Origin of the sequence: Jannaschia marina (genome assembly GCF_013404595.1) — a bacterium.
Classification (GTDB): Bacteria; Pseudomonadota; Alphaproteobacteria; order Rhodobacterales; family Rhodobacteraceae; genus Jannaschia; species Jannaschia marina.
Genome location: NZ_JABVAX010000002.1, coordinates 234,719 through 253,570, shown reverse-complemented (window position 1 = coordinate 253,570; position 18,852 = coordinate 234,719). Strand labels below are relative to the sequence as shown.

The 18,852-nt window shown below is 67.7% G+C and carries 23 protein-coding genes; 15 read left to right on the top strand and 8 right to left on the bottom strand.

Annotated elements, in window-relative coordinates; all coding sequences use genetic code 11:
• The first annotated feature begins 6 nt into the window (after positions 1–6).
• Genes HSX43_RS05045 through HSX43_RS05035 form a run of 3 tightly spaced genes read left to right on the top strand, consistent with a single transcriptional unit; the run spans position 7 to position 3,324 of the window.
• Positions 7–705 carry a type 1 glutamine amidotransferase gene (locus HSX43_RS05045; protein WP_179379007.1) on the top strand — a complete coding sequence of 233 codons (699 nt, stop codon included), beginning with the start codon at positions 7–9 and terminating at the stop codon, positions 703–705.
• Positions 698–2,053: a glutamine synthetase family protein gene (locus tag HSX43_RS05040; protein ID WP_179379006.1), complete on the top strand. Its 1,356-nt coding sequence runs from the start codon at positions 698–700 to the stop codon at positions 2,051–2,053. Before HSX43_RS05045 ends, HSX43_RS05040 begins: the two co-directional genes overlap by 8 nt.
• The gene (locus tag HSX43_RS05035) at positions 2,050–3,324 is read left to right on the top strand and encodes an NAD(P)/FAD-dependent oxidoreductase (RefSeq protein ID WP_179379005.1); all 1,275 of its coding nucleotides are present in this window, start codon (positions 2,050–2,052) and stop codon (positions 3,322–3,324) included. Before HSX43_RS05040 ends, HSX43_RS05035 begins: the two co-directional genes overlap by 4 nt.
• 100 nt (positions 3,325–3,424) lie before the next feature.
• Here HSX43_RS05035 and HSX43_RS05030 read toward each other — a convergent pair whose 3' ends face one another.
• Together HSX43_RS05030 and thyX are read right to left on the bottom strand one after the other, a co-directional pair.
• Entirely contained in the window at positions 3,425–4,003 is a 579-nt protein-coding gene (locus HSX43_RS05030) for a hypothetical protein (RefSeq protein ID WP_179379004.1), read from the bottom strand.
• A gap of 85 nt (positions 4,004–4,088) precedes the next feature.
• Entirely contained in the window at positions 4,089–5,003 is a 915-nt protein-coding gene (thyX, locus tag HSX43_RS05025) for an FAD-dependent thymidylate synthase (protein ID WP_179379003.1), read from the bottom strand.
• A gap of 203 nt (positions 5,004–5,206) precedes the next feature.
• Between thyX and HSX43_RS05020 the strand changes: the two genes are divergently transcribed.
• Both HSX43_RS05020 and HSX43_RS05015 read left to right on the top strand, forming a co-directional pair.
• Positions 5,207–5,641 carry a VOC family protein gene (locus tag HSX43_RS05020; protein ID WP_179379002.1) on the top strand — a complete coding sequence of 145 codons (435 nt, stop codon included), beginning with the start codon at positions 5,207–5,209 and terminating at the stop codon, positions 5,639–5,641.
• A 190-nt stretch (positions 5,642–5,831) separates the two neighbouring features.
• A complete protein-coding gene (locus tag HSX43_RS05015) occupies positions 5,832–6,344 on the top strand; it encodes a hypothetical protein (protein ID WP_179379001.1) in 513 nt (170 codons plus the stop codon).
• Here the strand turns inward: HSX43_RS05015 and HSX43_RS05010 are convergent, their stop codons facing one another.
• Positions 6,345–6,701: an Mth938-like domain-containing protein gene (locus HSX43_RS05010; protein ID WP_179379000.1), complete on the bottom strand. Its 357-nt coding sequence runs from the start codon at positions 6,699–6,701 to the stop codon at positions 6,345–6,347.
• Between the two features lie 144 nt (positions 6,702–6,845).
• Between HSX43_RS05010 and HSX43_RS05005 the strand changes: the two genes are divergently transcribed.
• Positions 6,846–7,028: a hypothetical protein gene (locus HSX43_RS05005; protein WP_179378999.1), complete on the top strand. Its 183-nt coding sequence runs from the start codon at positions 6,846–6,848 to the stop codon at positions 7,026–7,028.
• On the opposite strand, the gene HSX43_RS05000 is transcribed toward HSX43_RS05005, so the two are convergent.
• From HSX43_RS05000 to yajC, 4 genes are read right to left on the bottom strand one after another with little or no spacing between them, the layout of a single operon-like run.
• Positions 7,012–7,773, bottom strand: coding sequence for a TSUP family transporter (locus HSX43_RS05000; RefSeq protein ID WP_179378998.1), 762 nt, complete (start codon positions 7,771–7,773; stop codon positions 7,012–7,014). The two genes, HSX43_RS05005 and HSX43_RS05000, sit on opposite strands and share 17 nt — an antisense overlap.
• Before the next feature lie 6 nt (positions 7,774–7,779).
• Positions 7,780–8,745, bottom strand: a complete 966-nt coding sequence (secF, locus tag HSX43_RS04995; protein WP_179378997.1) for a protein translocase subunit SecF — start codon at positions 8,743–8,745, stop codon at positions 7,780–7,782.
• Position 8,746: 1 nt separating this feature from the next.
• The gene (gene secD, locus HSX43_RS04990; protein ID WP_179378996.1) at positions 8,747–10,414 is read right to left on the bottom strand and encodes a protein translocase subunit SecD; all 1,668 of its coding nucleotides are present in this window, start codon (positions 10,412–10,414) and stop codon (positions 8,747–8,749) included.
• Between the two features lies 1 nt (position 10,415).
• Positions 10,416–10,736: a preprotein translocase subunit YajC gene (yajC, locus tag HSX43_RS04985; protein ID WP_179378995.1), complete on the bottom strand. Its 321-nt coding sequence runs from the start codon at positions 10,734–10,736 to the stop codon at positions 10,416–10,418.
• Between the two features lie 163 nt (positions 10,737–10,899).
• Here yajC and serS point away from each other — a divergent pair, with 163 nt between their 5' ends.
• Entirely contained in the window at positions 10,900–12,192 is a 1,293-nt protein-coding gene (serS, locus tag HSX43_RS04980) for a serine--tRNA ligase (RefSeq protein WP_179378994.1), read from the top strand.
• A 57-nt stretch (positions 12,193–12,249) separates the two neighbouring features.
• Here the strand turns inward: serS and HSX43_RS04975 are convergent, their stop codons facing one another.
• Positions 12,250–12,942, bottom strand: coding sequence for an HAD family hydrolase (locus tag HSX43_RS04975; RefSeq protein ID WP_179378993.1), 693 nt, complete (start codon positions 12,940–12,942; stop codon positions 12,250–12,252).
• 102 nt (positions 12,943–13,044) lie between these two features.
• Between HSX43_RS04975 and clpS the strand changes: the two genes are divergently transcribed.
• Genes clpS through HSX43_RS04935 form a run of 8 tightly spaced genes read left to right on the top strand, consistent with a single transcriptional unit; the run spans position 13,045 to position 18,850 of the window.
• Positions 13,045–13,368 (top strand): ATP-dependent Clp protease adapter ClpS, encoded by a 324-nt coding sequence (clpS, locus tag HSX43_RS04970; RefSeq protein ID WP_235962504.1) that lies wholly within the window; start codon positions 13,045–13,047, stop codon positions 13,366–13,368.
• A gap of 13 nt (positions 13,369–13,381) precedes the next feature.
• Positions 13,382–14,362, top strand: coding sequence for a class I SAM-dependent methyltransferase (locus HSX43_RS04965; protein ID WP_179378992.1), 981 nt, complete (start codon positions 13,382–13,384; stop codon positions 14,360–14,362).
• Entirely contained in the window at positions 14,359–15,171 is an 813-nt protein-coding gene (locus HSX43_RS04960; protein WP_179378991.1) for an SDR family NAD(P)-dependent oxidoreductase, read from the top strand. Before HSX43_RS04965 ends, HSX43_RS04960 begins: the two co-directional genes overlap by 4 nt.
• A complete protein-coding gene (locus HSX43_RS04955; protein WP_179378990.1) occupies positions 15,168–15,596 on the top strand; it encodes a hypothetical protein in 429 nt (142 codons plus the stop codon). Before HSX43_RS04960 ends, HSX43_RS04955 begins: the two co-directional genes overlap by 4 nt.
• A gap of 4 nt (positions 15,597–15,600) precedes the next feature.
• Complete coding sequence (locus HSX43_RS04950) at positions 15,601–16,212, top strand: pyridoxamine 5'-phosphate oxidase family protein (RefSeq protein WP_179378989.1); 612 nt, start codon at positions 15,601–15,603, stop codon at positions 16,210–16,212.
• 42 nt (positions 16,213–16,254) lie between these two features.
• A complete protein-coding gene (locus HSX43_RS04945; protein ID WP_179378988.1) occupies positions 16,255–17,877 on the top strand; it encodes a peptide chain release factor 3 in 1,623 nt (540 codons plus the stop codon).
• Positions 17,874–18,239 carry a hypothetical protein gene (locus HSX43_RS04940; RefSeq protein WP_179378987.1) on the top strand — a complete coding sequence of 122 codons (366 nt, stop codon included), beginning with the start codon at positions 17,874–17,876 and terminating at the stop codon, positions 18,237–18,239. Before HSX43_RS04945 ends, HSX43_RS04940 begins: the two co-directional genes overlap by 4 nt.
• Complete coding sequence (locus HSX43_RS04935; protein WP_179378986.1) at positions 18,236–18,850, top strand: hypothetical protein; 615 nt, start codon at positions 18,236–18,238, stop codon at positions 18,848–18,850. Before HSX43_RS04940 ends, HSX43_RS04935 begins: the two co-directional genes overlap by 4 nt.
• Positions 18,851–18,852 lie beyond the last annotated feature (2 nt).

The following is an 18,852-nucleotide window of genomic DNA, read 5'->3' as shown; positions in this document are numbered from 1 at the left end:
CCAAACATGAAGATCGGAATCCTCCAGGCCGGACACACGCCGCCCGAGCTCCTCCCCGCGCGCGGCGATTTCGATCAGATGTTTGCGCAGCTGCTCGACGGGCATGGCTTCACCTTCGCAGCCTATGACGTCGAGCACATGATCTTCCCGGAGGACGTTCATGCCTGCGATGGCTGGCTCATCACCGGCTCGAAGCACGGAGCCTACGAGGACCATGCTTTCATCCCCCCACTCGAGCGCTTCATCCGCGATGTCTATGCCGCCGACGTGCCCCTCGTCGGCATCTGCTTCGGGCATCAGATCATCGCCCAAGCCCTCGGCGGCCGGGTCGAGAAGTTCACCGGCGGCTGGGCGGTCGGTCGGCGCGAATACGCGCTGCCCGATGGCGGCACGCTCGCACTCAACGCCTGGCATCAGGACCAGGTCGTCGACCGGCCCGAGGGCGCGACCCGCCTCGCCGGCAACGCCTTCTGCGAGAACGCGATCCTCGCCTACGGGCAGCGCGCCTTCACGGTGCAGCCCCATCCCGAGTTCTCGAACAACCTGATCCGCGACTACGTCACCACGCGGCGTGGCACCGGCACCTACCCGGATGACTTGATGAACCAAGCCGAGGTCGGTGCGACGGCACCCGTCGACAACGCCCGCCTCGCCACCACGATTGCCACCTTCTTCCGCACGAGGTCCACCCATGTCGATGCCTGACTGGATCGACCGCGCGCCTGACCATGCCCGCGCCTACCTCGACGGCCGCCGCCTCGACGAGGTGGAGTGCATCGTCGCCGACATGTCGGGCATCGCCCGTGGGAAGGCGATGCCGGCCGCGAAATTCGCCAAGCAGACGCAGTTCTACCTGCCGAATTCCATCTTCCAGCAGACGATCACCGGCGACTGGGCCGACGACGGCGATACCGCCTTCCTGGAGCCGGACATGGTGCTGACCCCCGATTTCAGCACCGCCTGCGCCGCGCCCTGGACGGCGGACTGGACGATGCAGGTCATCCATCACATGCACGACCAGCAGGGCGAGATCGTGCCCACGGCCCCGCGCAACGTGCTGCGCCGGGTGGTGGACCTCTATACCCAACGGGGCTGGACGCCGGTGGTCGCGCCCGAGATGGAGTTCTACCTCGTCGCCCGCAACACCGACCCCACGCAACCCGTCCTCCCCCCCATGGGCCGCTCGGGCCGGCGGGCGGCGGCGCGGCAGGCCTATTCCATGTCAGCCGTCGACGAATACGGCCCCGTCATCGACGACATCTACGACTTCGCCGAGGCGATGGGCCTCGAAATCGACGGCATCCTGCAGGAGGGCGGATCGGGACAGGTGGAGATGAACCTGCGCCATGGCGACCCGGTGAAGCTCGCCGACGAGATCTTCTACTTCAAGCGTCTCATCCGCGAGGCCGCGCTGCGCCACGACTGTTACGCCACCTTCATGGCCAAGCCCATTCAGGACGAACCCGGCAGCGCCATGCACATCCACCATTCGGTGGTAGACCGCGCCACGGGGCGCAACCTATTCGACGGCGGCGACGGCACGGAGAGCCCCGCCTTCCTGCATTTCATCGGCGGGATGCAGCGCCACCTGCCCTCGGTGATCGCGCTGCTCGCGCCCTACGTGAACTCCTACCGCCGCTACGTCCGAGACTTCGCCGCCCCGATCAATCTGGAATGGGGGCGCGACAACCGCACGACGGGCCTGCGCGTGCCCGTCTCGGAGCCCGAGACCAAGCGCGTCGAGAACCGCATCGCCGGCATGGACTGCAACCCCTACCTCGGGATCGCGGCCTCGCTCGCCTGCGGCTACCTCGGGCTCGTCAACGAGATCGCCCCCGCGCCGCAATTCACCGGCGATGCCTACGACAACGGAGGCGGCATTCCCCGCGATCTGTCGACCGCGCTCGACCTCTTCGACGCGGCGACCGAGATCCATGACGTCCTGCACCCGCACTTCTGCTCCATCTACGCCTCCGTGAAGCGCATGGAGAACGGGGCCTTCCTGCAGGTCATCTCGCCCTGGGAGCGGGAGCATCTCCTCCTGAACGTATGAGCTGGCTCCACGCCAATGGGGACAGCGGCGTCTGGCCCGCGACGGTCTATGCCGAAGGTCTGGACCTGCCCGCCCCTTTCCCGCCCCTGCGGGACCGGCGCACCTGCGATCTCGTGGTCGTCGGCGGCGGGCTGACCGGGCTCTGGACGGCGCTCGACGCGGCGCGGGCCGGGCAGGCGGTGATCCTGCTCGAGGCGCAGCGGATCGGCTGGGGCGCCTCGGGGCGCAACGGCGGGCAGCTCGGCTCGGGCTTCAACTGGTCGCAACGGAAGCTGGAGGCGCGGCTCGGCCCGGCGAAAGCGCACGCGCTTTGGGCGCTGGCGGAGGCGGCGAAGGCGGATGCAAGCGCTTTCATGGAGGGGGCGGGGTATCGCCCGGGGGTCATCTCGGCCTGCCTCCGCGCGCGGGAGCTGCCCGAGTATGCGGCCGAGACGGCGTGGATGGCGCGGCACTACGGCACCGCCTGGGAGGTGCTCGACGCCGGCGAGATGGCCCGCGTGACGGGCTCGACGGCCTACCCGGGCGGGGTGCTCGACCGGTCGGCGGGGGTCTGCAACCCCTTGGCCTACGTACTCAATCTCCTCCGCGCCTGCCTCGATACGGGAGTGGAAATCTTCGAAGGCTCGGAGGTCCACCGCATCGACGGAACGACGGTCGCGACGGGGCACGGCGCGGTGACGGCGCGGGCGGTGGTGCAGGCGACGAACGGGTATTCGCCCTGGCTGACGGACCGGACAGCACGGAGCGTTCTGCCAATCAATAACTACATCGCCGCGACGGCCCCGCTGCCGAATTGTACGTTTTGTACAGACTTCGCGGTGGCCGATGGACGTTTTGTCGTAAACTATTTTCACGTGACGGAGGACCGCCGCCTCGTCTTCGGGGGCGGCGAGAGCTATGGCCGCCGCTTCCCGACCGACATCCGCGCCAAGGTCCGCCGCAACCTCGCCCGCGTCTATCCCGAGTTGGCCGAGGTCGAGCTGACCCACGCCTGGGGCGGCACCCTCGCCGTCACGGCGACCCGCCTGCCCTTCGTGGCCGAGGTCGCGCCGGGGGTCTTCTCGGCGGGGGGGTACTCGGGCCACGGGCTGGCGCTGTCCGGCCTCGCCGGCCGCGCCTGCGCCGAGGCCGCGCGGGGGAAGCGGGACCAGTTCGAGACACTCGCGTCGTTGCCCGTGCCGAGCCTCCCGGGGGGGCGTGTGCTCGGGCCGTGGCTGGCGCAGGCGGGGATGGTTTGGGGGGCGACGCGCGACCGCCTGTCAGGCGGCTGATCGCTCCGGTGGAGCGATCAGAGCGCGGAGCGCCCGGAGCGCAAGCGGAGGGCTGGTGCCATTTCCCGCTGTGAGCTGGACCCTTACGGAACCCGGGAGCTCACCCCGAATTTCCCCAGCCGAATGCGGTTTTCTTTGACTTCATAAAGTCAGATATGTTCCGATACCATCTCAGATCGCTTTCGAAAGTTCTTCTGAGATACTCCTCGGGAAAACCTTCCGCACGGTACTTTTCCAATCGGGTCTGATAAAACATCAGCGTGTCCACCTTAGAAACGCTATCTTTCAAAAGATTAATTCCAGAATTGTCCATTGATTCAGCAAGTGCCTCGTTAGAGAAAAATCCCTTATCGACAAGATCGAATCGAGACTTGTAGTATATCTTGAGCCGCCTTACCCGTCGCCACTCTTCAGGATCGACAATCTCCTTACGCACGTCGAATAACTCAAAGTGCTTTGCGTCATATCCATTTGTCTCAAAAGCGGCATCTGCTTCAGCTTTGCATGACAGATAAAGTGGCACGACGGCGCGAAGCTCATCATATAGCGCCTCGTATTCACTGAAACTACGAAGGAGAAGATCTGCATCGGCCCCAGCGGTAGCACGTCGATGCTCATAGAGCGCAAGAATAATTGCCGCAACACCGACCAAGGTTGATGCTACCGCTATCCAGAACATTCCGGAACCGAAGCTAAACGAAGGCTCCGATCCAAGAGTGCGGATGAGTTCGCCAAACTGTCCCTCGTCCAGCGAATAGTTCGTCTCAGCCTCCAAGTTGAATAACCCCCATAAACTCCCGCCATTCGCCCTTGCTCATACCAGACGTCTCCTGCGTGACCTCCTCCCCCGCAAGCATCCGGCGCACACACTCCACGCCCTTGCCCGACAACTGCGCCCCGCTGAGGCGGTAGTCCTCGAAGGCGGCGTAGGCGAGGGGCACCCAGTCCTTAATGATTTCGCAAATCTTTTCCGCGTAGACACGAATCTCCATCTGCGCGTGGGCGTCGGCGCGCAGGCGGAGGAAGTGAAACAGGTTGTGCAGGTCCACCTTCCAGTACCATTGCGTATAGACATTCGCCGGCAAGTTCATGCGGGCCAGTTCACGGGCGAGGCCCTGCTGGCCCTCCTGTGAGATCATCGCCTCGTAGTGGTCGTAGGCGCGGGTGCTGTCGTCACGCAGCCAGTCGAGGACGCGGGCGGCCTCCTCCCCCGAGAGCGCCTCACCCCGGCCCTGGTTGTTGACGACCGATTGCGCGGCGAGGTCTTCGGGCGCGGGGATGTAGAACTCTCGGTCGAGGATGGAGTAGCGGGCGGAGTATTCGTTCACGTTGGCCGTGCGGTGGCGGATCCACTGCCGGGCGACGAAGACGGGCAGCTTCACGTGCAGCTTGACCTCGCACATCTCGAAGGGCGTCGAGTGCCAGTGCCGCATCAGGTAGCGGATCAGCCCGTCGTCGTTCGACACGGCCTTGGTGCCCCGCCCGTAGCTGACGCGGGCGGCCTGGGTGATGGCGGCATCGTCGCCCATGTAGTCGATGACGCGGACGAACCCGTGGTCGAGCACCTCGTGCGCCGTATAGAGATGCGCCTCCATCCCCGGAACGGTGGCGCGGCGGGTCTGGTGCGACTGGGCGCGCTGGTCGTCGATTTCGGCCTGTTGGTCGGGGGAGAGCGGCATGATCTGTCCTTCGGATTCGGGCGTCGCCCCAAGGTGGCCCGGGGGCGGCCGCGCCGCAACGGAGGCCGCGCAGAAGTCGGAGGTGTGTGGCCCGGCGGCGCAGCCCGGGGGTGGACCGCGGCAGAGGCGATTGCGCGCGCGTGAAGGGTGACATTGCGCGACCGGGGCCTAGGCTCTCGCGGGAGACGCAAAAGGAGACTGCGATGCCGATCACCTATCTGCACACCATGGTCCGCGTGAAGGACCTCGACACCTCGATCGCCTTCTACAAGATGCTGGGCCTCGTCGAGCGCCGGCGGATCGAGAACGAGGGCGGGCGCTTCACGCTCGTCTTCCTCTGCCCCCCGGACCAGGCGGACGGCCACGCCGACGTGGAGCTGACCTACAACTGGGACGGCGACGACGCGCTGCCCGACGACAGCCGGCACTTCGGCCACCTCGCCTATACCGTCGATGACATCTACGGGATGTGCCAGACGCTGATGGACGCGGGCGTGACCATTAACCGGCCGCCCCGCGACGGGCACATGGCCTTCGTGCGCAGCCCCGACAACATCTCGATCGAATTGCTGCAAGCGGGCGAGAAAAAGGCACCGCAGGAGCCCTGGGCCTCGATGGAAAACACCGGGCACTGGTAGGATTAACCGTCCATTAACCATTGTAAACGAGGGGCTTGCGGGATCGCGGGCCCCTTTCGCGACGTAGCGTCACGAAATGTGACAGCGGGTCAGGGGCTTGCGCCCGTGCGCCCAGATCGCGCCCAGAAATGAGACATTAACCATCATTTTCGCGTCTGAATCGGGTGTCAGAACCGTCGGCAGAAATTGCTTGAGGTTCACTGCCATGTTCAGCCTGCCGACGTCCGTCACATCCTTCCTCGCCGACGAGCGCGGGGTCATCGCCGTCGATTTCGTCGTCCTGACCGGGGGCGCGACCGCCATGGGCGTCGCCACCATGGCGATGATGAACGGGGAACTGGGATACATCTTCGAGGGCGCGGCGACCGATCACCAGCGCCGCGATGCCCGTCCCTCCTTCGCCTATGCGCCCTACGATCCGGGCAACTACGATCGCTACACGGCGATGCTCTCGACGCTCTCGGACCACAACCTCGCGATCATGTCGGCCTGGGGCAACGCGACGCGCGACACGCTCGACACCGCGGACGACGAGGCCGCGTCACGCTTCTTCGAGGATTTCGACGCGGCGATCACCAATGCCTATTCCGGCCGCGGCCAGTCGCGGGGCACCGGCGACGAGTACGAGCAGTACGATCTGGACCGGGTGGCGGGGATGCTGGGCTTCAGCCAGTCGACCCGCCCCGCGACGGCCGGAGGCTGATCAGGCGACCGGCAGCACGGCCGCCGCCACACGCCGGCCCTCGCCCACGAGCACGTTGTAGGTGCGGCAGGCGGCGGGCGTGTTCATCACCTCGAGGCCCAGGCCCGCGCCCTCCACGGCCGCGCGCAGATCCGCGGGCACATGGGCGATTTCGGCCCCTGTCCCGACGAAGACGACGTCGACCCGATCGGCCAGTGCCGTGAGCGCCGCGGCATCGCCGAAGCCGCCCCAGGGCGCCCGCCCCGTCGGGTGGAGGATGAGCGGCCCCTCGACCACCGTGCCGCCGATTCGGAAGAAACCGGGGCCGTAGCCGTCGAAGGGCTGAGCATCGTCGAATTCGATCTCGGACAGGTTCATCGTGTGTCCCCCGTTCGGCCCGCAATCCCGCGGGTTCGCCGCATTTGTAGCCCCGTTGGCGACGGTGTCACGGGGCGACTGCCCGATTTGTGCCCCATTGCAGGACTAATTTTGCCTCAAATGGTAGAAGACCAGGGGGATCAAATGTCGCTTCGTCGTTTCCTTGCCGCCGAGACCGGGGCGGTCACCGTCGATTGGGTCGTGCTGACGGCCGCGATGGTCGGACTTGCGCTCGCGGTGTCGAGCGTCGTTTCGGACGGGCTGGAGGAACTGGCGCGCGAGGTCGCGCAATTCCTCGCAGATATCGAGATCAGGACGCGCTTTTGAAGCCTGACCCGAGCGCGAGCAGCGCCGCCCCGGCGATCAGGGCATAGGCGACCCCGCGGTAGAGGCGCTCTCCACCGTGGCCGGTCGTGAAGATACGGCCGCCGACCCAGTTCGCCAGCAGGTAGAGCGGAACGAGCCCGGCCCCGATCAGGACGGGTTCCAGCGCAAGCCGCCCCGTCGCCAGCAGGACCGCGCCGAAGAGCGCATCCCAGGCGACGAGATACATCATCAGGTTCGCCCGGATCACGGCAGCCGGCAGCGGTGCCGCCATGTAGGTCAGGATCACGGGCGGACCGGCGAGGCCGGAGATGCCGCCCAGAAATCCTGACAAGCCGCCCGCCGTGGCGATGACACCGGGCGACATCCGACCCGACCAGCGCCAGCCCGAAATCATCAGCGCGACCGTCGCGAGGCAGAGGAGACCCACCGTCCAGCGGAAGCCCGCGGCGGGCAGGCGGTCGAGGAGCCAGAGCCCGGGCAGAAGCGTGAGCGCCGCCACCGCCGCGAGGGCCGCGACCTGACGCGGCCGCCCGTCGCGCCAGGCGCGCGGCAGGTTCGGCAGCGGACCGATCAGGTCCATCACCGTCAGCGTGACGAGCACCCAGAGCGGCGGCAGGGCAAGCGAGGCGAGCGGCACGTAGAGAAGCGCCGTGCCAAACCCCGCGAAGCCGCGCACGAGCCCGGCCAGCACGGCCGCTCCGGCGACCCAGACGAGGTCACCGGCGGAAAGGCCAAGCTCGGGCAAGCGGCCTCAGGCGTCGATGTTGGCGAACTGCGTGCCGGCGTCCGAGGGCTTCTTCGGATCGCGGTCGACGCCCAGCATCAGCACCACGTTCTTGGCGACGTAGACCGAGGAATAGGTCCCGACGAGCACGCCCCAGAGGATCGCGAAGACGAAGCCCCGGATGACGTCGCCGCCGAGCACGATGAGCGCCACGAGCGCGAGGATCGTGGTGCCAGAGGTCATCAGCGTCCGCGAGAGGGTCTCGTTCACCGACTTGTTCATGACGTCGATCAGCGGCGTCTTCTTGAACTTGATGAGGTTCTCGCGCAGGCGGTCGAAGATGACGACGGTGTCGTTGATCGAATAGCCGATGATCGTCAGGATCGCCGCGATCGTGGCCAGGTCGAAGCGGATCTGCAGGAGACTGAAGACGCCGATAGTCAGGATGACGTCGTGGAAGAGCGCGGCGACCGCGCCGACCGAGAACTGCCACTCGAACCGGAGCCAGATGTAGAAGAGGATCGCCACGAGTGACGCGCTGACGGCGAGGAGTGCGGTGGTGATCAGCTCGCCCGAGACCTTCGGACCGACGGATTCGACCGACGGAAAGGTGATCTCGGGGTCGAGACCCCGGAGGGCCCCCTCGACCGCCGTGATGGTTTCGGGCGTCACCGCCTCGGCCCCGTCCTGCGCCTGGATGCGGATGAGCGCGACGTTCTGGTCGGCCCGGAAGGTCGGGTCGGAAACCTCGGTGATGACGACATCGCCCAGCTCGAGCGGGTTCAGCGCGTCGCGGTAGGATCCGACATCGACCGCCTGGGTCGACTCGGTCCGGATCGTGGTGCCACCGAGGAAGTCGATCCCGAAGTTCAACCCGACGCTGAGCCAGATGATGACGCTCGCGATCATTGCCACGATCGACGCGCCGAACGTGAACTTCCGGTACTTCATGAAGTCCCAGGCGGTGTCCTGCGGAACGAGTCTCAGGCGCATGTCAGACCTCGATTGTCTTGGGACGGCGACGCTCGAACCAGAGCACGATCAGAACGCGCGTCACGAAGATCGCCGTGAAGACCGATGTCAGGATGCCGATGCCGAGGGTCACCGCGAAGCCCCGTACCGGGCCGGAGCCCAGCGTGAAGAGGATCGTGGCGACGATGAATGTGGTGATGTTCGCATCGACGATGGCCGAGAGCGCACGCTCGTAGCCGAGCGCGATGGCCCGGGCTGGTCCACGCGCTGTCTTGAGCTCTTCGCGGATGCGCTCGAAGACGAGGACGTTGGCGTCGACCGCCATGCCGATGGTCAGCACGATGCCCGCGATGCCCGGCAGCGTGAGCGTGCCCCCGATGAGCGAGAGCACCCCGAAGATGAGCGCCACGTTGATGGCGAGCGCCACGGTCGCGAAGGCTCCGAAGAGGCCGTAGCTCGCCACCATGAAGACGACGACGGCAGCCATGGCGACGAGCGAGGCGACCTTGCCCGCGTCGATGCTGTCCTGGCCAAGCTCGGGGCCGACAGTGCGTTCCTCGAGGAACTCCATGCCGGCGGGCAGCGCGCCGGCGCGCAGGAGGACGGCCTGGCGATTGGCCTCCTCGACGGTGAAGTTACCGGTGATCTGGCCGGAACCGCTCGGGATCGGTTCGTTGATGCGGGGTGCGGTGACCACCTCGTTGTCGAGCGCCACGGCGAAGAGCGCGCCGACATTCTCGGCCGTGTAGACGCCGAAGGCACGGGCACCGGAGGGATTGAAGCGGAAGGTGACGGCGGGCTGGCCGCGCTGATCGAAAGCGGGCTGGCTGTCGACGAGGTCGTCGCCGGTCACGACGGGCAGACGTTCGAGGATGTAGAAGGTGCCCGGCTCGTCGAGGGACGGCATCAGCACCTCGTCGCTCGACACCCGTTCTTGTGCATCGCTCGACGTGCGCACGACCGGGTGGAAGGTGAGTTTCGCGGTCGTCCCGATCAGCTCCTTGAGCTCCTGCGCCGAGCCGATGCCGGGCACCTGGATCAGGATGCGGTCGGTGCCCTGCCGCTGGATCGTGGGTTCGCGGGTGCCGGCCTCGTCGACGCGACGGCGAATGATCTCGAGCGACTGGGCCATGGTGCGGTCGTCCGTCGCCGCGCGCTCCGCCTCCGAGAGGCGCAGTGTGAGCGTGTCGCCCGCCCCCGAGACCTCGATGTCGTTCTGGCCGACCCCGGTGAGAGAGACCGTGGGCCGCGCGAGGCCGCGCACGGCATTGACCGCCGCCTGCAGGCCTTCGGGGTTGGAGACGCGCACCCGCAGCTCGTCCGCCGGGCCGTCGTCGACGCGGCGGATGCCGCCGACCTGATCGCGAAGGCCGCGCAGCGTGTCGCGCACCTCGGGCCAGTAGCCGTCGATGCGGCTGGCGTAGACGTCCTCGAGCTGAACCTCGGCCAGGAGATGCGCCCCGCCGCGCAGGTCGAGCCCGAGGTTGACGACCGAGGAGGGCAGAGCCCCGGGCCACTGGTCGAGGTCTGCCTGCAACTCGTCGGTCACCACCGTCCCGCGTTCGATCGCGGTGACGGCGTCGTTGTGACGCTCCGCCCGGGTGTAGAAGACGTTGGGCAGCGCCAGCGCCAGACCCGTGAGACAGACGATCAGGATCGTCAACCGTTTCCAGAGCGGGATTTCGAGCATGTCAGGCCGCCGGATCCGTCTTGTTGAGGACCTGGGTGATCGTGGCGCGCACCACGCGGACCTTGACGCCCTCGGCGATCTCGACCTCGACCTCGCTGTCGTCCTTGATCTTGGAAACCTTGCCGATGAGCCCGCCTTGGGTGACCACCTGGTCCCCCCGCCGCAGGGCCGCGACCATGGCCTTGTGTTCCTTCATCTTCTTCTGCTGCGGACGGATGAGCAGGAAGTACATGATCGCGAAGATCGCGATCAGCGGGACGAAGCTTCCGAACGTGCCGGCGGCACCGCCGGCGGCCTGGGCATAGGCGGGGGTTGCGAACATGGGTCGGTCCTTGGTTGTCTCGGGGCGCGACGCCGCACACCCCTCTTCGAAGTCGCGGCACCCTATTAGCGGCATCTGGGGGGCGCAAGCGGGCGGCGCAACCTCTGGCACGGGGCGATGGGCTGTGGCATGTGGCCCCCACGACACGAGCGAGGCCCGCCCCATGCACGACATCCGACAGATCCGCGAGACCCCCGAAGCCTTCGACGCCGCACTGGCGCGGCGGGGCCTGGAGCCGCTGTCGTCTTCGCTGCTTGCGCTCGACGAGGCTCGGCGGAGGGCGATCACCGGAGCGGAAACCGCTCTGGCCGAGCGGAACGCGGCGTCGAAGCAGGTGGGCGCGGCCAAGGCCGGGGGCGACGAGGCGGAGTTCGAGCGCCTGCGCGCGCTGGTCGCCGCCAAGAAGGAGGAGATCGCGCGGCTGGAAGAGGAGAGCCGCACGGCCGATGCCGCCCTGCGCGACGCGCTCATGGAGATCCCGAACCTGCCCGATGCCGACGTGCCCGACGGCGCGGACGAGGACGACAACGTCGAGGTGAAACGGTGGGGGGACGTTCCGACGTTCGACTTCGCCCCGAAGGAGCATTTCGACATCGCCGGGGTGAAGCCCGGAATGGAGTTCGACACCGCCGCCAGGATGTCCGGCGCGCGTTTCGTCTTCCTGCGCGGCGCGGTCGCGCGGATCCACCGGGCGCTGGCGCAGTTCATGCTCGACACCCATGTCGACGATAACGGCCTCGAGGAGGTCAACCCCCCGGTCCTCGTGCGCGACGAGGCGATGTACGGCACCGACAAGCTGCCGAAGTTCGGCGAAGAGAGCTTCCTGACGCGCGAGGGGCACTGGCTCATCTCGACCTCCGAGATCCCGCTGACCTATTCGGTCGCGGGCGAGGTCGTCGAGGAGACGAGCCTGCCGCGCCGGATGACGGCCCATTCGCTCTGCTTCCGCTCGGAGGCCGGATCGGCGGGCCGCGACACCGCCGGCATGCTGCGCCAGCATCAGTTCGAGAAGGTGGAGATGGTCTCGATCACCCATCCGGACGAGAGCCGGGCGGAGCTCGATCGGATGACCGCTCTGGCCGAGAACATCCTGGAGCGCCTGGGTCTCGCCTATCGCACGGTCGTCCTCTGCACCGGCGACATGGGCTTCGGCGCACGGCGGACGCATGACATCGAGGTCTGGCTGCCGGGGCAGGATACCTTCCGGGAGATTTCCAGCTGCTCGACCACCGGGGATTTCCAGGCCCGGCGGATGAACGCGCGGTTCAAGCCCTCGGGTGGCGGAAAGCCGGCGTTCGTGCATACGCTCAACGGCTCCGGCCTCGCCGTCGGGCGCTGCCTGATCGCGGTGCTGGAGAACGGGCAGCGGGCCGACGGCTCGGTCGACCTGCCGGAGGTTCTGCACCCCTATCTCGGCGGGAAGACCCGGCTGACGGCGGAGGGCGCGCTGGCCTGAGGCACGCGCCCGGTCGCGGCGGCGCGTCGGCGTATTTCGGGCCAGAGGAAGGGCCGGCTAGAGCGAGCGCAGAAGCTCCGGCAGGGCCCCGAGATCGGCGATGCGCCGGTAGCGCGGATGCGTCGCCGGCTCCTCCGCGCGCTCCAGCTCCCATTCGTGCTCGGACGGGCAGAAGACGCCGAAGGCCCCGGCCGCGATGGCGGGCACGACGTCCGACTTCATCGAATTGCCGACCATGAGCGCCCGCGCCGCGCCGTCGCCATGGGCGTCGAAGGCGCGGGTGTAGGTGGCAGCCGTCTTGTCGGAGACGATCTCGATGCCGTCGAAGAAGTCGCCCAGCCCCGATTCGGCCAGCTTGCGCTCCTGGTCGAGGAGGTCGCCCTTGGTGATGAGCACGAGGCGGTGCGAGGGGGCGAGATCGCGGATGCACGCCTCCACGCCGGGCATCAGGTCGACCGGGTGGCGGTGCATCTCCCGCCCGTCGGCCAGGATTTCGGCGATGACACTCGCCGGCACGCGGCCCTCCGTCACCTCGATCGCTGTCTCGACCATCGAGAGCGTGAAGCCCTTGATGCCGAACCCATAGTGCCCGAGGTTGCGCCGCTCCGCCGCCAGGAGCCGCTCCATCAGGTGATCGGGGTCGGCATGGTCCGCGAGGCGCGCGGCGAAACGGGCCTGCGTATCCTTGAAGAACAGCTCGTTGTGCCAGAGCGTGTCGTCCGCATCGAAACCAACCGTCGTTACCGTCACCGGACCAGCCCCTTTTCCTTGACGCCCCGGTGCCTATATTGTGCCACCACCCCCGTCACCCCCAGACCGGACATGAATGACATGCATCTCGAGCCTTTCAGGATGAGCGACAGTCCCGACGAGGGCGATGGCGATACCGTCGTCGTCACCAAGACGCGCCCGAAGACGCAGAAGCCGCCGATGTACAAGGTGCTGCTTCTCAACGACGACTATACGCCGATGGAGTTCGTCGTCGTGGTGCTGGAGAAGTTCTTCGGCATCAACCACAGCCAGGCCGTCGAGATCATGCTGACCGTGCACAAGAAGGGCATGGCCGTGGTCGGCGTCTTCAGCCACGAGATCGCCGAGACGAAGGTGGCGCAGGTGATGGACTTCTCCCGCCGGCACCAGCATCCGCTGCAATGCACCATGGAGAAAGAGGACTAGGTCCTCCCGCCCGATGACGTCCCGCCTGTCGCTGGCCCTTGCGGGCGATGCCGTCGCGCTGCCCGAGAGGCGCATCCTTGTGCTGCGTCCGCCGGCGGATGCGTGGCTCTCCGACCTGCCGGGCACGCCCGTCGCCGTGCAGGGGTTCAAGCCCGATCACGATGCACTCGCGGCGCGCGGGTTCGAGGTGGTTCCCGAGGCCGGAGGCACGGCAGATGCGGCCGTCGTCTTCCTCAGCCGGGCGAAGGCACTCTCCCTCGCCTCCATTGCCGAGGCCTGCGCGGCGGTGCCCGAAGGGGCCACCGTGGTCGTGGACGGGCAGAAGACCGATGGCGTCGATTCCGTGCTGCGCCAGTGCCGTAAGATGTTCGAGGTGGGCGAGGTCTTCTCCAAGGCCCATGGCAAGACGTTCTCCTTTCCGGCGAAGGCTGCTCCTGCCGATTGGTCGCCGCCCCCTGCCCGCGTCGCCGGATTCGTCACGCGTGCCGGCGTCTTCTCCGCCGACGGGATCGACCGGGGATCGGCGCTGCTGGCGGACCACGTGGGGGGCCTTTCCGGGCGGGTCTGCGACCTCGGCGCGGGCTGGGGGTACCTCTCGGCGCAGGTGCTGGCGTCGGCGGACGTCAGGGAGTGCACCCTCGTCGAGGCGGAGCACGCGGCGCTCGCCTGCGCGCGTGAGAACGTGACGGACCCCCGCGCGCGTTTCGTCTGGGCCGATGCGACCAGCTGGACGGGAGGGCCCTTCGACGCGGTCGTCTCGAACCCGCCGTTCCACACCGCGCGCCGCGCGGACCCGGCGCTCGGGCGAGCCTTCATCGTGGCCGCCGCCCGCCTGCTCGCGCCGCGGGGACGGCTCCTGATGGTGGCGAACCGGCATTTGCCCTATGAAGAGACGTTGAAAGAGTATTTCGCCACGATCCAGGTGCTGGACGATCGCGACGGTTTCAAGGTGATCGCAGCGAACACAACGAAGCGGCAGCGGGGACGGGCATGAGCAATTCGATCGAGGGCAAGACCGCCATCGTGACCGGGGCGGCGAACGGGGTCGGCCTCGCCATCGCCCGCCATTTCGTCGAACAGGGTGCGAACGTGATGTTCGCCGACCGCGACGAGGAGCGGCTGAACGCGGAGGTGGGCGACGCGCAGGTCGAGGACGGGGCGCGGCTGCGCTATTTCGCGGGCGACCTGCGGGAGCGGTTGACCGTGGCGAACCTCCTCTCGGCCACGATCGACGCCTACGAGCGCGTGGATATCCTCGTGAATGCCTCGCGCCAGATCCTCGTGACCGATCCGCTCGACCCCGAGGACAAGAGCGTCGCGACATTGCTCGAGCAGAACCTGATGACGGCGCTGCGCCTCAGTCAGGCCGTCGCCAAGCGGATGATCCACCAGGCCGAGGTCGACGAGCAGACCGAGGGGATGGTGGGCTCGATCGTCAACATCAGCTCCATCGCCGGGCGGCGGACGCAGCCGGAACTGCTGGCCTATTCGATCAGCGCCGCCGCGCTCGATCAGGCGACGCGCAGCCTTGCCGTCAGCCTCGCGCACGAGCGGATCCGGGTGAACGGCGTCGGCGTCGGCTCGGTGATGTCGGCGAACCTGCAGACCCGCCTCGGGGAGGCGGAGGGCCTGCGCAAGGCGATCGTCGACGCGACCCCGATGGGCCGCATCGCCGCGCCGTCGGAGCTGGCCGAGACGGTGCAATTCCTGGCCTCCGAGGCCTCGGGCTTCATGACCGGACAGATCCTGACCGTCGACGGGGGCCGCACCCTGATCGACCCCGTCGTGGAGCCGGTGCATTGAGCCCGCGTCCCGTTCTCCTCGGTCTGGCGCTGATTGCCGGAGCGCCCGCCGCGGCGGAGATCGTCCCGGTGCGGGAGGCCGGTCCGGACGTGCGCGCCACGCTCGAGGCGATGGAAGACACGGTCGTCCGCACCTTCGTCTGGGACGTGGATGTCGACGGCGACGGGACGGCCGAGCGCGTGGTGCAGGCCGGCTTCACGCCGGGCGGCAATGGCTGGTACACGCGGTTCTTCGTCTTTGCGGCCTACCGCGCCGAGACTCCGGTCGAGGTCAATGCCGGGCCGGTGGCCTTCTTCGACCAGGTCGAGACCGGGCAGGACGGGCCTTTCGCCGTCACGCGCAGCTATGGCCCCGGCGACGGGCGTTGTTGCCCCTCGGTGATCGGGCGGATGTCGCTCCGGCTGGATGATCTCGACACGGAGTAGCCCCATGCCCGACGCGCCGCACAGGATCACCGATCTCGAAACGCTTGCCGCGCTCTACCCCCGGCCGGCCGAGATGGCGCACACCAAGGTCGCGAACCGGATCACGCCGCTCTATGGCGAGTGGATCGAGACATCGCGGTTCTGCATCGTCGCGACCGCCGGGCCGGAGGGCACGGATGCCAGCCCGCGCGGCGACGACGGCCCGGTCGTGCAGATCGCTGACGAGACGACGCTCCTCCTGCCGGACTGGCGGGGCAACAACCGGCTCGACACGCTGCGCAACATCGTCACCGACGGGCGCATCGCGCTGATGTTCATGGCCCCGCCGTCGAAGAACGTCGTCCGCGTGAACGGCACCGCGACGCTCAGTACCGACCCCGCCCTCGTCGCCCGTTTCGAGGGCCGGGGACGACCGCCCACGCTGGTCGCGGTGATCGAGGTGGCCGAGGTCTACGTCCATTGCGGCCGCGCGATCCTGCGCGCGGGGCTCTGGGACAGGGAAAGCGGCCCGGTCCCGAGCGTCGGGGAGCTGGTGGCCGAACAGACGGCGGGCGACTTCGACGGGGCGGGCTATGACGCGGCCTGGGCCGACCGGGCCAAGGGCACCCTCTGGTAGAGCCGATTGCGGCGCGCGGCCCCCGCGCCTATATCCGCGCCCATGTCAGAGACCGCCCAGACCAACCGCGCCCCCCTGCCGCCCGAGATCGGGCGCCGCCGCACCTTCGCGATCATCAGCCACCCCGACGCCGGCAAGACGACGCTGACCGAGAAGTTCCTGCTCTACGGCGGTGCGATCCAGATGGCCGGACAGGTGCGCGCCAAGGGCGAGGCGCGGCGCACGCGATCGGACTTCATGAAGATGGAGCAGGACCGCGGCATCTCGGTCTCGGCCTCGGCCATGTCCTTCGACTTCGCGCGCGGGCAGAACGACTATCGCTTCAACCTCGTCGACACGCCCGGCCACTCGGATTTCTCCGAGGACACCTATCGCACGCTGACGGCGGTGGATGCGGCGGTGATGGTGATCGACGGCGCGAAGGGTGTGGAGAGCCAGACGCAGAAGCTCTTCGAGGTCTGCCGGATGCGCGACCTGCCGATCCTGACCTTCTGTAACAAGATGGATCGCGAGAGCCGCGACACCTTCGAGATCATCGACGAGATCCAGGAGAACCTCGCCATCGACGTCACCCCCGCGTCCTGGCCCATCGGCGTCGGGCGGGAGTTCATCGGCTGCTATGACCTGCTGCATGATCGGCTGGAGCTGATGGACCGGGCGGATCGCAACAAGGTGGCCAAGAGCGTCAAGATCGACGGCCTGGCCGACGCGAAGCTGGCCGATCACGTGCCCGCCGACCTTCTGGAGAAGCTGCGCGAGGAGGTGGAGATGGCGCGCGAGCTTCTGCCCGCGTTCGACCGCGCCGCCTTCCTCGAAGGCTCGCTCACGCCGATCTGGTTCGGCTCCGCGATCAACAGCTTCGGCGTGCAGGAGCTGATGGCCGGCATCGCCGAGTATGGCCCCGAGCCGCAGCCGCAGATGGCCGACCCGCGACAGGTGAGCGCGGACGAGGGCAAGGTCACGGGCTTCGTCTTCAAGGTGCAGGCCAACATGGACCCGAAGCACCGCGACCGCGTGGCCTTCGTGCGCCTTGCGTCCGGGCATTTCGAGCGGGGCATGAAGATGACGCATGTGCGCACCAAGAAGCCCATGGCCGTGTCGAACCCCGTCCTTTTCCTCGCCGCCGACCGGGAGCTGGCCGAGGAAGCCTGGGCCGGCGACATCATCGGCATCCCGAACCACGGCCAGCTGCGCATCGGTGATGCGCTCACCGAGGGCGAGGCGCTGCGCTTCACCGGCATTCCGTCGTTCGCGCCGGAACTCCTGCAGGGCGTGCGCGCGGGTGATCCGCTAAAGGCCAAGCACCTCGAGAAGGCGCTGATGCAATTCGCCGAGGAGGGCGCGGCCAAGGTCTTCAAGCCCGCCATCGGCTCGGGCTTCATCGTCGGCGTCGTCGGCGCGCTTCAGTTCGAGGTGCTGGCGAGCCGGATCGAGCTGGAATATGGCCTGCCCGTCCGCTTCGATCAGTCGCAGTTCACCTCCGCTCGCTGGATCTCGGGCCCGGAGGACGCGGTGGACGAGGTCATCCGGAAAAACGGTCAGCACATCGCCCACGATAACGACGGCGACCCGGTCTTCCTGACCCGCCTGCAATGGGACATCGACCGCATCGAACGCGACCACCCCGAGGTGACGCTGAGCGCGACGAAGGAGATGATGGTTTGATCCCCCGCGCTGTGGTCGCCGAGGCGCTCGGCCTGCCCGAGGATACCGACGCCTTGCCCCCCGGCGACCTGCCGCTCGACCGGTTCGCGGCGCGGCTCATCGGGTATCTTTCGACGCCCGATGCCGACTCCGAAACGCCGGATGCCTGGACGGGGGTGGTCATGGACCGGCTCATTGCGGACGACCCGGAGCTGGCGCTCGATGCGCTGGCGACCGGTGCACGGCTAGATGGGGCCGCGGTCCTCTCGGATGCGTTGGCGGACCTCGGGCAGAGGGACGCGGCGACGAACCGGATGATCGAGAAGCGCGCCAGTGCGGATCCGGCGCTGACGGCGCTCATCGCCGCGGTCGAGGAGGAGTGACCCACCCAAACCGCGTCCAACCCGACGGCCGGTTCCTAGCCGTACCGGCGCGCGGCACGCTCACCGGAAATCGCGGCGTGCTGCACGACGAGGACGGGATCGGTCCGGCGCGATGGAAGCACAGGGCCTGGGTCAGCTGCGAGCTTTCGTTTCGCGGGCGATGGCGGCCGATCATGCCGCCGCGTCGGTGGACGGCGCTCTTCTTTCCGGACGAGGCGGTTGCGATAGCCGCCGGTCACCGGCCCTGCGGGCAGTGTCGCCACGGGGACTACCGCGCATTCACCGAGGCTTGGGCGCGGGCGTTTGGCGGCTGGCCCGGACCGAAGGACGCGGACGCCATTTTGCACGCTGCCCGCGCGCAACGCGGCGCACGGCATCTGCGCCACCGTCCGGCACTCTTCGAAGACTTGCCGGAAGGAGCCTTATTCAAGCATGGCGGCAGCATCTTCCTACGATGGAACGGGGTCGCGCGGCCCTATGCGCCAGACGGCTACGGCACACCCATCGCCGCCCCGACGGGCGACGTCACCGCCCTGACCTCACCGCCGATGCAAGCCGTGCTTGCGGCGGGCTACCGTCCCCGTCTCCATCCGACGATCGCGACGCCTTGATC